Source organism: Viridibacillus arenosi, assembly GCF_001955655.1.
Classification (GTDB): domain Bacteria; phylum Bacillota; class Bacilli; order Bacillales_A; family Planococcaceae; genus Viridibacillus; species Viridibacillus arenosi.
Map to the genome: position 1 here is coordinate 88,833 of NZ_MSPW01000005.1, position 14,499 is coordinate 103,331.

Consider the following 14,499-nt stretch of genomic DNA (forward strand, 5'->3'; position numbering starts at 1 on the left):
TCTACTCTTTCTTATTTCAAGATAAATTCAGCAAAGCGATTTGCGTCTGCTTCTTTCATTTCAACTTTCAATACAGTACCTTCTTCTTCATATGCTGTTTCTTGAATATTACTATACTCATTCAAATACGAGACAATATCCCCTCGATCATATGGTATACATATGCGACATGTTACATAATCAGAGAAAATGTGGCGACGAACAACCTGTAAAAGTTCATCCAATCCCACACCATCTTTTGCAGCCATCCAAACCGTATCTCCACTTACACGAGGATACTCCACATTAGCAAGATCAGCCTTATTGTACACGTATACTGTTGGAACATCTTCAACCCCTACAGAATGTAATGTATCATTCGTTACTTCCATCATATACTGATATTCTTCGTTTGAAGAGTCCACAACATGTAAAAGTAAATCCGCATCTCGTGCTTCTTCCAAAGTAGAACGAAACGCCTTTACTAAATGGTGAGGTAATTTACTAACAAAACCGACAGTATCAGTTAATAAGAAGCTTTTATGATCAGGCAATTCAATTTGTCGAACCGATGTTTCAAGAGTAGCAAAAAGCATATCCTTTTCGAATACTTGCTTATGTTCGTCATGCTCAGTTTTACGTAACAATTGATTCATAATTGTCGATTTCCCAGCATTCGTATATCCTACAATGGATACGACTGGGATTTCATTTTTACGTCGTTGCTTACGTTGAGTTTCTCTTTGTTCTTTGACCACTTCTAAATCACGGCGTAATTTTGCAATTTGATCTTCGATTTTACGACGATCCAACTCGAGTTTCGTTTCACCTGCACCACGGTTTTTGAAACCACCGCCTGTTCCTCCACCTTGTCGGCTAAGGGACGCATGCAAACCTACTAAGCGTGGTAGCATATATTGTAACTGTGCTAACTCTACTTGCATTTGTGCTTCTTTCGATTTTGCACGTCTAGCAAATATATCTAAGATCAACATTGTACGATCGATTACTTTACATTCTAAATCAGCCTCAAGATTTCGTATTTGAGATGGTGATAACTCATCATCAAAAATGACTAAATTTGCTTCTGATTCATCGTAGAAATTTTTAATTTCTTCTATTTTACCAGTTCCAACATAATGAGATGGATTTACACGTTCTAAATTTTGCGTAACGGTGCCAACTACTTCTACATTTAGCGCTTCAGCTAAATTTTTAAGCTCCTCTAGTGAATATTCAAAATGAACATCCCCTCGTAAATTAACACCTACTATTACGGCTTTTTCAATTAATTCATCCAACTAATTTCCTCCTCTTACTACGCAAAACAAAGAGTATGAATATATTATTAACTTCCTACTGAAAATAAAAAACAGTAAAGTAGAGCTGATATTGCTACTCTTATTTTACTATTTAATATGAAATTCTCTAATAACAGATGATTCATAATCACTCCGCTAAACATTTAAACAGTTTCACTCAAATACCATTTAGAAAACCTTTATTTAAAAAGGTAAATTTATCCTAACATATTCGATTCTTAACTCTCAACCTTTTGCAATTTCGATTGTATGCAATCGTTCTTTACTATTATGCTTTTCCTCAAAAACAAATACTGTATTCCCCAGCTTCAATGTATTCCCCTTTGTAGGTAATGATAATAATCTTGACCACTGAATAAGCTTCTCTTCTACATTTTTCACGTGGAAGGTACAGCGTTTAATCGTCAATTCCTCATTTTCTGGTTTGACTGTTCCATCTTCTCTTAATGACGAATAACGTTCCTCATCCGTCTGCTCCCACTGTATAAAAAATGGGTATGGTAAAGTATGGTCTATTTTATGATCGATGAAAAGCATCTTCCATTTGCGTAATCCGCCATTGGACGTTCTTCTCTCAGCAGGAATAATACCTGATGTACGATAGCCCATTTTTTGAAAATAGCGATTCTTCTTTTCTATATCGTTTGAACGTAAGCATAATGATGCAAAACCTTCACCATCGGCAATATCATATAAAAGTTGTTTCACTAAAGGCTGAGTTGATTGTTTCGCTATATTTTCATCTTCAATAGCCAACCATTCGATATAACTATTCTTTGTATAAAATAGTGCATTATACGTTCCCCAATCCAAATGCTGCCCACCTTTAACAGGATGTAAACCTTCAATTTGTTCCTGTTCGACAACCTGCTGTGGATTTTTTGTTGTGAAATATACGACATGATCTAATTCAAACATCCCTATCACCCCTTATGTATATAGAAAAGTCCGTAGCTGTATGTATGCAAGCATAGCCAACTACGGACACAAGAATGATTAGCCTTCTTGTTCTTCTTTCAATAACTCTATTGTTCTATCAAACTCTTCTTCAATTTCTTTATTAGGTTTATACGTTAATAAACTAACAACAACCGCTACAAGTAGACAGATGATAAATCCTGGTACAATTTCGTACATAGCCGCATGAAGCTTATCATTTGAGCCCCAAACGTAAGCTGTCACTGCCCCAGTTACCATACCTGCTAATGCACCCCAGTTTGTGATTTTCCTCCAGTATAATGTCAATAAAATAATAGGTCCAAATGCTGAACCAAAACCTGCCCAAGCAAAAGATACTAAATCCAAAATTTTATTATCCTGTTTCCAAGCTAACGCCATAGCCAAAATAGATACTAAAAGTACGGACATACGCCCTAAAAATACATATTGTTTATCTGAAGCATTTGATTTAAATACAGCCTTATAAATGTCTTCCACTAATGCAGATGACGTTACGATTAATTGAGATGAAATCGTGCTCATAATTGCGGCTAAAATAGCCGCAAGCATAATACCCGCAATGAACGGATGGAATAAAATTTGCCCTAAAGCAATAAATACTGTTTCAGGATTCTTTAATACCCCAGCATTTTGTTGATAATAGGCAATACCAACAAGCGCGGTTGCAACAGCACCAAATAAACTTAGGAACATCCAGCTTATTCCGATTCTACGAGCTTGTTTTGTTTCCTTCACACTCTTAATAGCCATAAAACGAACGATAATATGCGGTTGACCAAAATAACCTAGCCCCCATGCCACAGTAGAAATAATTCCTGTAACCGTTGTACCAGCAAATAAACTTAATAGTTTTGGATCAACTTCTTTTATTGAATCTACAGTTTCTCCAAATCCACCTGTTAAAAATAAACCAAAAATCGGAACAATTATAAGTGCTAAAAACATGACTAATCCTTGAATAAAGTCTGTATAACTAACAGCTAAAAATCCTCCAAATAGTGTATATGCAATTACCACACCAGATGAAATTAATAGACCCATGTGATAATCATAACCAAACGAACTCTCGAAAAATACTCCACCTGCAACCATTCCCGAAGAAACGTAGAAAGTAAAGAACACAAGAATAATTAAACCTGAAGCAATGCGAAGTAACTTCGTTTTATCTCTTAAGCGATTATCTAAATAGCTTGGAATTGTAATTGAATTATTTGATACTTGTGTGTACATACGTAAACGTGGTGCAACAAACACCCAGTTCAAATATGCTCCTACCGTTAAACCAACTGCAATCCAGGCTTCTATTAATCCACTTGCGTAAATTGCACCTGGTAGCCCCATTAATAACCAACCCGACATATCTGCTGCTCCCGCACTTAATGCTGTAACTGCAGGTCCTAATGAGCGCCCGCCGAGCATGTAATCTGTCAGATTAGCCGTACGCCTAAATGCATACCAGCCAATTACTAACATAGCAATCATATAAATAACGATTGCAATGAGTTGATACGTATTATCAGACATGATAAATCTCACTCTTCCCTTCACCTATATGATATAGCCATTTTATCATGATTATCCTAGCATAAGTAAGTAGAGTAGTATATTTATTCATAACGTGTAAACAATTCTCATCTGTAAGATCACTAAAAGAAAGATAAAGTTATTCAAAACTTCAACATATTATCTATGCTCATAACAACTCACTTCACTAGGTGTGATTGTGATAATTCTCTTAATCTAAACTTCTGAATTTTCCCTGATGCTGTCATTGGATATTCATCTGTAAACTGAATATACTTCGGAATTTTATGATAGGATATCTTCCCTTTACAATATGCTCTGAGCTCCTCTTCCGTGACAGACGCCCCTTCTTTTAATATGACCCAAGCCATTAGCTCTTCTCCATATTTTTCATCTGGTACTCCGACAACTTGAACATCTTGAATTTGTGGATGCTCATATAAGAACTCCTCCACCTCACGTGGATAAATATTTTCACCGCCTCGAATCACCATGTCTTTAATCCTCCCTGTAATGTCGATGTAACCATCCTCATCCATAACTGCGATATCACCTGTATGAAGCCAACCTTCGTGATCGATTGCTGCATGTGTAGCTTCCGGATTATTATAGTAGCCCTTCATAATTAAATAACCACGCGCACATAATTCACCCGGTGTACCAATCTGTGCTTCATCCCCAGTCACTGGATCAATAATCTTTACCTCTACATTCGGATGTGGTTTCCCCACTGTAGATACACGCTTTTCAATCGAATCATCCGTGCTTGTTTGTGTAATAACTGGTGAAGATTCTGTTTGACCATAGCAAATCGTAATTTCACGAGCACCCATATCGTTAATGACCTTTTTCATTACCTCAATTGGACAAATTGACCCCGCCATAATCCCTGTACGCAGTGAGGATAATTCAAACTTACCAAAGTCGGGATGATTTAGTTCAGAGATGAACATTGTAGGTACCCCTTGTAGTGCTGTACACTTTTCATCTTGCACGGTTTGTAACACTAAGCCCGGTTCAAATTGTTCCAACACGACCATTGTAGCACCACGTAATACAGAAGCTAATGTACTCATCACACAACCAAAGCAGTGGAAAAATGGCACTGGGATGCACAAACGATCATGCTCCGTTAAGTGAATATACTCTCCAACTAGCTGAGCATTATTTACGACATTATTATGTGTTAACATGACCCCCTTTGGGAAACCTGTGGTACCTGATGTGTATTGAATATTAATAACATCATCTGGATCCAGAGATTGAAAACGTTCTTCTAATTCTTCATCTGTCACTTGCTCCGCGAATTCTACAAGTTCACTCCATTTATAAATACCAGGATAATCATTTTCACTCATAACTATCACTCGCTTGAATTGTGGTAATTTCTCTGATTGAATATAACCTTTTTTAGAGTTTGTTAATTCTGGGCATATTTTTCGGATGATATTAATATAAGAGGTACCTTTAAATTCCTCTCCTAGTATTAATGTCGTCGAGTCCGATTGCTGTAGCAAATATTCAAGTTCATTTTCTTGATAATTCGTGTTTACTGTTACAAGAACAGCTCCCATTTTCCCTGATGCAAACTGACTAAGTAGCCACTCTCTCTTATTATCCGACCAAATGGCAATATGCTCCCCTTTTGCAATCCCCATACCGATAAAAGCTTTCGCTAATTCATCTGTTTCGTGATTAAATTCTGCATAAGTTTTTCTCACATTATTTTCAGGATACACGTATGCCTCATTATTCGGAAACGCTTCCATTGTATTGCGTAAAACTTCTCCAACAGTCTTATGTAATAACATAAAACAGCCCCCCTTTGTTCGAAGTATTATCTTTTATTATTTTATCACAAAATTCTGATTAATTAACTCATTAAAATGGTAGAGTTTATTAGTTATTATCATTTTTTCCAATAAAGTATAGTAATCTTTTGTTCTCTACATTATTATTAGTTAATAAGATTTATAAAATATTTACAACATAGATACCTTATACCTATCCATAACTATTAGAAATTATTTATTTAAGGAGGTCCTTTACTATGAACATGCAATTATTATCTAAAGAAGATTGGAAGAGAAAGAACTTTTTTATTTTCCTAGTAACAATCATCGCTTCGGGCATAGGTTTTCTAGCACAATTACTTTTCGACTCGCACCCAATGGTCAAACTTGTAATTGGTAGTATTTTTGCACTCGTATTAATTTCTTTTCTTATTGAACGTAAATTAGCGATTTTCGAACGTTTCTTTCCATACTTCATTCTATTAATGGTCTTCTTCACTATCATGGGCTCAATACTTGGTGAAGGTGTCAGTACATTGGGTTCTATTGCATTATCCTTTTTCTTATTAATAGTATCTAGTATTCATTCAAGTAAAAAGCTGTTGATCTTTGGTTACCTTTTAAGTGCTATTTCAATGGTCTTAAACCAAATATATTTTGAACAAGTGGATATGATGTCTAGTCAATTTAAAAACTTAGTACTTGTTCATTTCTTATCTGGTATCGCAATCTTTTTACAAATCCATCAAAATACACACAACGCAAATAATAACGCTAAACTATATGTAGAATTAGAAGAGAAATCTCATCAAGAAACTATGTTGATGGACAAACTATCTTCATCAGTTCAAACGATTACAACAAATCTTCAAAGCATTACACAAAATACTGACAGTACGACAGCTGCACAACGAGAGATGCTTATCGCTGTTAACGAGATTAGCGCTGGTTCGGAGCAACAAGCTGATCGAATTTCAGACATCGTACTAAACTCAGAAGCTACAACACAGACAATCCGTGGCATTTCTACTTCACTGAAAGAGGCTGTGCAACAATCTAGCCAGGCGGGTACCCAAGCAACGAATGGTGCTACTCGTATGCAAATAATGAAAAATGATATTGATGACTTCACAAAATTCTTTATCGATTTAAGTATGGCCTTCAAAGATTTAACAGAAAAAATATCTGAAACAAACTCCTTTACAGTAGCGATTCGTCAGATTACGGAGCAAACGAATTTACTGGCATTAAACGCCTCTATTGAAGCTGCTCGCGCTGGTGAACATGGTAAAGGTTTTGCTGTCGTAGCTGATGAAATTCGTAAACTTGCTAGTGTAACAGATGAAACGCTCGTGAAAATTGATTCAAACTTACGTAACGTTAATGAATATAACGAAGTGACCCTCATGAAATTAGAAGATGGAATGAACAAGATATATAAACAAGTATCAGAGGCTGAACACTCTACAACCGCCTTCAATGAGTTACACAAAACTATGGAGACATTGCAACAACAAATGACTCAACTATTGACTAATATGACGCAAATAGAAGGCAACTCCGAAACCATTCAGCAAAGTACTACTGAGTTTGCAGCTATTATTGAAGAAAGTACGGCGGCTCTCGAAGAGCTAAATGCGACCCTAGTAAACTTAACAGAGGAACAAGCTCAAATTGCTAGTTACGTTAACCAAACATATGAAGTGGCGAATTCAATAAAAGCATAGTCTATTATTTTCTCAACTATCGGCATCAAATTGCCGATAGTTTTTTTATTTATGCTCGATTGCCGAATACCTAGGAATACGATAACAATAGACTTTTTTCTAATTAAGATATAAAAATGCAGTTTCAAATAATATATTTAGGTCAAATCTATTGACTATAAACTTAAACGTGGTAGAATCTTTATTAACTTCAATGCGTTGAAGCGACAAAGTATATATTCCGAGTGATGGACATAGTAGGTATTTTACAGACAGCAATTAGAGACTAAGTAATCGGTGCAAACTTAGGTCTGTTCTATAGATGAATTACACCATTAGATACTCGTTTTAAATGAAGTGGTTGGATACAATTATTCAACAATTAGGGTGGTACCGCGGAGTTCTCCTTCGTCCCTTTTTATAGGGATAGAAGGATTTTTTTATGCCATTTTAATATATAGGAGGATTTCTATGTTTCGTATTCAAGCTAAAATTACACCATCTTTTTTTGAAGCCTTACTTCTTGTAGGCGTCATTATTGCCACAATGGGGATTAGTATTGCTAAATTTGATGCAGTACCTCATATGCCAATTATTATGAGTATCTTATTGTTAATCGCATATGGCTTAATCAAAAAGGTTTCTTATAAACAACTAGAAGAAGGTCTAGTTGAAGGTTCTAGAGCAGGTTTAAGTGCCATTTTCATCTTCTTCTTTATCGGCATTTTGATTAGTAGTTGGATGATGGGTGGTACCATCCCTACAATGATTTACTTAGGTTTCCAAACTATTACGCCACATTTCTTTTTTGCTGTTGTATTTCTTGTTACTTGTATTGTAGGTGTTGCTATTGGTAGCTCACTTACTACTACTGCTACAGTTGGAGTTGCGTTTATCGGCATGGCCAGCGCAATGGATATTTCTTTAGCGATCACTGCTGGCGCTATTGTTTCAGGTGCTTTTTTTGGTGATAAGATGTCACCTCTATCTGATACGACTAACCTTTCATCTGCCATTGTTGGTGTAGACTTATTTGAACATATTAAAAATATGGGATGGACAACGATTCCTGCATTTTTCATATCATTAATTGTTTACGGTGTAATTTCACCGAATAAAGAATTACAACACGCAGACAAAATTGATTCATTCCAAAACGGGCTGTTACAAACAGGTATGGTGCATTGGTACACGCTCATTCCATTAGTTGTTCTAATCGTGTTCACATTTAAAAAAACCCCGGCAATTATAACATTAGCAGTTAGTTCTATTTCAGCTATTATCGTTTCTTATTTCCATACACAATTTGGATTTAGTGAAATAATGGACATTTTATTTAACGGCTTCAAATCTACTACAGGTATTGAAGACATTGACTCCCTACTTTCCCGTGGCGGAATTAATAGCATGATGTTCACAATCGGACTTGTCCTTTTAGCACTAAGTATGGGAGGCTTGTTGTTCACTCTTGGTATCGTGCAAGCACTATTATCTAAAGTAGAAAGCTTCTTTAAAAGTACTGGCTCTGTTATTACAGGTGCAGCCGTTACAGCCATCGGTATTAATACATTAATCGGTGAGCAATACTTATCTATTTTACTAACAGGTGAAGCTTTCCAAGCACAGTTCAAAAAGGTTGGCTTAAAAAGTAAAAACCTTGCACGTGTAATGGAGGATGCAGGTACAGTTGTAAACCCACTCGTTCCTTGGAGTGTATGCGGTATTTTTATCACTAATGTATTAGGTGTTTCAACTTGGGCGTACTTGCCATTTGCCCTGTTCTGTTTGTTATCACCAATTTTAACAATCTTATTTGGTTGGACAGGCAAAACACTTTCATACATTGATGAAAAATAATTACTCAACTTCTTTTATTCTTTGATGACGGCGAATTATGGTACACTAATGCCAACTATTAAACAATAAAGAAGGCGAGTAATAATGGATTATCAAGAAATGACACAAGCGTTATTGCAACGGTTGTTAAATAAAGAATTAATAGCTGCTACAATTAGCCAGCCACGCGCAAAGTCAAATGAAATTAAACGTATTAAATTAAAACCAATCGAACTAAAAGGCATTTATCATATTCAGCTTGAATATCAATATGAACGTATTTTAAAGCACGAAAATATACCATTATCTTCTATTGAAAAGACAGTTAATGATCTCTTTGAGAAATTCCGTCAGTTTCATGGTGAATTCACTAGTGAAAACATACAGATTCAACTATCTAAGAAAAACAAAGTATTTTGGAAAGATGAACAAACAGCAAATAAAACGGTCGACCTTTCACATAATCGCAAAAAGAATTACCTACTAGATCCTGAAACAGTTTATCCATTCCTCATCCGCTTAGGGGTGCAATCTGCTGATGGTAAAGTGAAAAAGCAAAAATATGATAAATTCAAACAGATTAATCGCTTTATCGAATTTATCCATGATTCACTCGATTATTTACCAAAGGACCGTACCATTCGTATACTCGATTTCGGTTCAGGTAAATCCTATTTAACGTTCGCACTTTATCACTATTTAAAAATCGAGCAAGGGTTGGATATACGTGTAACAGGTTTAGATTTAAAGAAGGAAGTCATTGAGCATTGTGCACAGATCGCCAAGGATTTAGAATATGATCAACTTGAGTTTTTAGTTGGAGATATTAACGACTATAATGATGAAACAACTGTCGATATGGTCGTTACTCTACATGCATGTGATGTTGCAACAGATATGGCTTTAGCACGCGCAGTAAAATGGGGAGCGAAAGTAATTTTGAGTGTTCCTTGCTGCCAACATGAATTAAATACTCAAGTTCAATCTTCACCACTTGATATTATGCTTCAACATGGTTTAGTTAAAGAACGTTTTGCTGCACTAGCTACAGACTCTATTCGAGCAGAAATTTTAACACTTGTTGGTTACGAAACACAGCTGCTAGAGTTTATCGATATGGAGAATACACCGAAGAATATTTTAATTCGTGCATACTTCACAGGTAAAAAAACAACAGTTATTCAAAAGGAACGCTATGAAGCCTTTACAAAATTTTTATCTGCAAAGCCATTCTTAGAAAAAGAATTAAAGGAATATCTCAACTAATAATTTCTCCTGTGCCAATATTTGGTATAGGGGATTTTTTTACAATTAAAATATTTTAAGAAGCACTGTGAGAGAAATCATATCTATTCCTTCCATTTTAATGATACACTTTTACGCGAAAAGGAAACTAATTCCATTAACTTGAATTTTTTGTCTAGAAAAGCATTGACTTTTCACTGATAATGATTATCATTATTGTAGATATAAAATCGAATCGCAGAGAGTAGGATATCAATGAAGTCAAAATCATTATTAGCCATTTTATTAGCAGGAAGCGTTATCGTAACAGGATGTAATAACTCAGATAAAGAATCTTCTGTTAAGAATTCATCAACTGAAGCAACAAAAGATACAAAAGTAATTGACTTACAGGCCGAAATAGATGCATATAAAGAATTCGCACTTGATCAAATGGATCAATTCACAACTGAAACAGAAAAATTTGTTACCGCTGTAAAAGCTGGTGATATTGATAAAGCAAAAGACATTTATCCAAACGCGCGTATGTTCTTCGAACGTTCTGAACCAATCGCGGAAAGCTTCGGTGACCTTGACCCACGTATTGATGCTCGTTTAGCTGACCTTGAAGAAGAAGGTCAAGGAAAAGAAGACTGGAGCGGTTATCATAAAATTGAGTACGGATTATGGGAAGAAAACACAACAAAAGGCTACGAAAAAACTGCTGATCAACTACTTAAAGATGCAAAAGAACTACGCGCTCGTGTTGAAACAGTTGAAGTAACTCCTGATTTAATGATGACCGGAGCAATCGATTTATTAAACGAAGTTTCTACATCTAAAATTTCAGGAGAAGAAGAAATTTTTTCTCATACTGACTTATATGACTTCAAAGCTAATGTTGAAGGTGCCGAAAAAATCTTCACTATTTTAGAAAGCAAAATCGAAGCTAAAGACCCTGAATTAGCTAAAAACCTAACAAAGAAATTTAAAACAGTTAACGATTTATTAGCTAAACATGAAACAAAAGATGGCTATGTTTCATACACTGAACTTACTAAAGACGATACAAAGGCATTAGCTGAAGCAGTAAACAACCTTGGAGAACCATTAAGCCAAATGGCAATCATAATGGAGTGAGATTACAATGACTGAAACAAAAGAAGAAAAAATCTATGATAAAAAAATTTCGCGTCGTCAAATGCTGAAAATGACCGGTCTTGGTGCTGCTGGCGTAGCCATTGGTGCTACAGGTTTCGGTGGCGTCATCAAAACATTTGGAATGGATTTTTTTGATGACGATTCAACCACTACAAACAAAGTAAATTTCTATGGCCAACATCAATCTGGAATTGCAACAGATGTGCAAACTAATATCTATTTCGCTTCTTTAAATGTTTTAGTTACTTCTAAACAAGAATTGCAAGAGTTGTTCAAAATGTGGACACCTCTTGCAGTTCGTTTAATGAATGGCGATATGATTGGCGATCCAACGACTAATGGAATGATGCCTCCAAAAGATACCGGAGAGGTAAAAGGTCTTGATGCAGCAAATTTAAGTATCACTTTCGGAGTTGGACCATCTCTTTTTGAGAAAAAGGAATTCGGACTTGCTTCTAAAAAACCAAACGAATTAAAAGACTTGCCCCACTTCCCAAAGGATCAACTAGATGCTGCTTACACTGGTGGGGATATTTGCATTCAGGCATGTGCTGACGACCCACAAGTGGCGTTCCATGCAGTTCGCAATCTCGTACGTGCTGCTTCTGGCAAAGTATCTTTGAAATGGTCACAAGCTGGCTTCAATGCATTCCCTGTTTCAAAAGGGAAAAAACAGACTCCTCGTAATCTATTTGCTTTTAAAGATGGCACAGAGAATCCCACTACTTCTAACAAAAAAGATATGAATGACGTTGTTTGGGTACAATCTGGAGAATCCAAAGGTTGGATGACTGGGGGTTCTTATTTAGTTGCTCGCCGAATCCAATTACATTTAGAAACTTGGGACCGTACTTCTTTAAAAGAACAAGAAAATACATTCGGACGTCATCGTGATAGTGGTGCACCTATTGGCAAAAAAGATGAATTTGAAGCGATGGATATTGATCGAAAAGATGATAACGGAAATTATGTAGTCCCTGAAACATCCCATGTCTTCCTAGCGAAATCTGTCGATGCACGCATACTACGTCGCTCGTATTCATACTCATCAGGTGTTATGGATGCTACAGGCTCATATGACGCAGGATTGCTTTTTGTTTCATTCCAAAAAAATCCTGATCAATTCATTAAAATTCAAAACAGTCTAGGTCGATTAGATAAAATGAACGAATATATTACCCATCGAGGCAGTGCCTTATTCGCTTGCTTCCCTGGTATACAAAAAGGGAGTTATATCGGTGAAGCACTTTTTAAAACACTGTAGTCAAATTGCGATTATTCTTGGGCTAATCATTTTAACATCAATACATCCTGTAAGTGCTGCTGTATCTTATAGTCATTTATATATTTCTATTAGTGATGCCATTATGAGCTCTAAGCAGGATCAAGACAAAGAAGCGATTGATGCGATTAAGACATTCCAGTCTGATTGGAAAAAGACTGATGTAAATACATCTAGTGAAAAAAAGGCAATCGAATCTTCTTTAGATGAAGCTCTAAATGCCTCATCTAAAGAGGACCGTCTTACTGCACTTACAAAGCTATCCAAAGCATTAACAGCTTTAGAAAAAGCTGAAAATCCTGTAGACGAACAAGCCGAACGTACTGGGTTTTTAAAAACGATTACTCCCGCCCTGAATTTGCTGGACAACGCCATTCAAACGGGGGACTTAGAAAAGATTGAATCTCAGTACAATCAGTTCAATGCTTTTTGGAATAAAAATGAACGTCCAGTACGCGAGCATGATATTGCTGCATATGGTCAAATTGAAACACAGATTTCCTTTATGCGAATGACACTTGCAGATGACAACCCTAATATCGATTCATTAACAGATCAATTCGATTCATTAAAAAAAGCAATTGATAACTTTGCAGCAGGAAAAAAAACAGCTACTCAATCTGGTACCTACTCCCTGCAAACATTATTAGATTTAATTGATGAGGCAAAAGATCAAATTGATGAGGAAGAATACTCTAAAGCATCAGCAACTATTAAAAAATTCATCACTACATGGCCAAACGTTGAGGGTGATATTCGCACGAAAAACGCCAGCCTATATACGAAAATTGAAAGTGATATGCCTATCATAGCCAGTAATTTAATGAAAGATGCTATAGATGAAAAGGACATTAAATCTCAGTTAAACAACTTTAAACAACAAATCCAGCTTATCCAAGGAGATCAGAACTATAGCTTCTGGGATTCAGCATTAATTCTTTTACGTGAAGGTTTAGAGGCTTTATTAATCATCATTGCACTGATAGCTTTCTTAAAAAAATCTGGACAAACACATATGGAAAGATGGATTTATATTGGAGCTGGAATTGGTATTGGGTTAAGTGCTGTGGCAGCTATTTTAATGTCTACATTATTCAACTCGACAACTATTAATACAAGCCGTGAAATGTTAGAAGGCTATATTGGACTTGCAGCTGCAGCAATGATGATTGGTGTAGGTGTGTGGATGCACAGCAAATCCAACATCAAATCATGGAATAATTACATTGCTAAACAAATGAATCATGCGATGTCTAAACAAAGTGTTTGGGCAATGGCATTTATCAGCTTTTTATCTGTTTTCCGTGAAGGCGCTGAAACGCTTGTTTTCTATGCAGGGATTGCACCTAAAATGTCGACTTTCGACTTCACTTTAGGGATTGGCATTGCACTTCTTATTTTAATTGTTGTAGCCATCGTATTACTGAGAGCAAGTGGCAAAATCCCAATCCACTACTTCTTTGCTGTCGCAACCATTTTAATCTATTTATTAGCATTTAAAATTATCGGTGTTAGTATCCATACATTGCAGTTAACAGATGTCTTACCAACGTCCATCATTAGCGAACTTCCTGTCTGGGCAAATATTGGTTTTTATCCAACAATCGAAACTATCATTGGACAATCTATTTTAATTTTCTTAGTGATAGTTACATTCTTCTACAAACGTCACAACGAAAAAGCAGTTAATTAAGATAAGAAAAGAGCGACTA

10 protein-coding genes are annotated in these 14,499 nt (G+C 35.9%); 6 read left to right on the top strand and 4 right to left on the bottom strand.

Annotated features, from left to right (window positions below):
- Positions 1–11 precede the first annotated feature (11 nt).
- From hflX to BK137_RS11315, 4 genes are all read right to left on the bottom strand, one after another.
- Positions 12–1,280 carry a GTPase HflX gene (hflX, locus tag BK137_RS11300; protein ID WP_038186213.1) on the bottom strand — a complete coding sequence of 423 codons (1,269 nt, stop codon included), beginning with the start codon at positions 1,278–1,280 and terminating at the stop codon, positions 12–14.
- A 246-nt stretch (positions 1,281–1,526) separates the two neighbouring features.
- Positions 1,527–2,219, bottom strand: coding sequence for a VOC family protein (locus BK137_RS11305; protein WP_038186216.1), 693 nt, complete (start codon positions 2,217–2,219; stop codon positions 1,527–1,529).
- A 78-nt stretch (positions 2,220–2,297) separates the two neighbouring features.
- Positions 2,298–3,785 (bottom strand): sodium/proline symporter PutP, encoded by a 1,488-nt coding sequence (gene putP, locus BK137_RS11310; RefSeq protein ID WP_038186219.1) that lies wholly within the window; start codon positions 3,783–3,785, stop codon positions 2,298–2,300.
- Positions 3,786–3,964: 179 nt separating this feature from the next.
- On the bottom strand, positions 3,965–5,596 hold the full coding sequence (locus BK137_RS11315) for an AMP-binding protein (RefSeq protein WP_038186221.1): 1,632 nt from the start codon (positions 5,594–5,596) through the stop codon (positions 3,965–3,967).
- Positions 5,597–5,835: 239 nt separating this feature from the next.
- Here BK137_RS11315 and BK137_RS11320 point away from each other — a divergent pair, with 239 nt between their 5' ends.
- The 6 genes from BK137_RS11320 to BK137_RS11345 all read left to right on the top strand — a co-directional run bounded on the left by BK137_RS11320 (position 5,836) and on the right by BK137_RS11345 (position 14,480).
- Positions 5,836–7,305: a methyl-accepting chemotaxis protein gene (locus tag BK137_RS11320; protein WP_038186235.1), complete on the top strand. Its 1,470-nt coding sequence runs from the start codon at positions 5,836–5,838 to the stop codon at positions 7,303–7,305.
- Positions 7,306–7,755: 450 nt separating this feature from the next.
- The gene (gene nhaC / locus BK137_RS11325; RefSeq protein WP_038186238.1) at positions 7,756–9,141 is read left to right on the top strand and encodes a Na+/H+ antiporter NhaC; all 1,386 of its coding nucleotides are present in this window, start codon (positions 7,756–7,758) and stop codon (positions 9,139–9,141) included.
- An 84-nt stretch (positions 9,142–9,225) separates the two neighbouring features.
- Positions 9,226–10,386: a class I SAM-dependent methyltransferase gene (locus tag BK137_RS11330; RefSeq protein ID WP_038186242.1), complete on the top strand. Its 1,161-nt coding sequence runs from the start codon at positions 9,226–9,228 to the stop codon at positions 10,384–10,386.
- A gap of 234 nt (positions 10,387–10,620) precedes the next feature.
- Positions 10,621–11,484 (top strand): iron uptake system protein EfeO, encoded by an 864-nt coding sequence (gene efeO / locus BK137_RS11335; protein ID WP_038186245.1) that lies wholly within the window; start codon positions 10,621–10,623, stop codon positions 11,482–11,484.
- Positions 11,485–11,491: 7 nt separating this feature from the next.
- Complete coding sequence (efeB, locus tag BK137_RS11340) at positions 11,492–12,769, top strand: iron uptake transporter deferrochelatase/peroxidase subunit (RefSeq protein WP_038186248.1); 1,278 nt, start codon at positions 11,492–11,494, stop codon at positions 12,767–12,769.
- The gene (locus tag BK137_RS11345) at positions 12,744–14,480 is read left to right on the top strand and encodes an FTR1 family protein (protein ID WP_038186250.1); all 1,737 of its coding nucleotides are present in this window, start codon (positions 12,744–12,746) and stop codon (positions 14,478–14,480) included. The genes efeB and BK137_RS11345 overlap by 26 nt, the downstream gene beginning before the upstream one ends.
- Positions 14,481–14,499: the final 19 nt, after the last annotated feature.

Excerpts from the sequence above, each read along its gene's own strand:
- BK137_RS11305 (WP_038186216.1), bottom strand. The coding sequence starts at position 2,219 with ATGTTTGAATTAGATCATGTCGTATATTTCACAACAAAAAATCCACAG.
- putP (WP_038186219.1), bottom strand. The coding sequence starts at position 3,785 with ATGTCTGATAATACGTATCAACTCATTGCAATCGTTATTTATATGATT.
- BK137_RS11315 (WP_038186221.1), bottom strand. The coding sequence starts at position 5,596 with ATGTTATTACATAAGACTGTTGGAGAAGTTTTACGCAATACAATGGAA.
- BK137_RS11320 (WP_038186235.1), top strand. The coding sequence starts at position 5,836 with ATGAACATGCAATTATTATCTAAAGAAGATTGGAAGAGAAAGAACTTT.
- nhaC (WP_038186238.1), top strand. The coding sequence starts at position 7,756 with ATGTTTCGTATTCAAGCTAAAATTACACCATCTTTTTTTGAAGCCTTA.
- BK137_RS11330 (WP_038186242.1), top strand. The coding sequence starts at position 9,226 with ATGGATTATCAAGAAATGACACAAGCGTTATTGCAACGGTTGTTAAAT.
- efeO (WP_038186245.1), top strand. The coding sequence starts at position 10,621 with ATGAAGTCAAAATCATTATTAGCCATTTTATTAGCAGGAAGCGTTATC.
- efeB (WP_038186248.1), top strand. The coding sequence starts at position 11,492 with ATGACTGAAACAAAAGAAGAAAAAATCTATGATAAAAAAATTTCGCGT.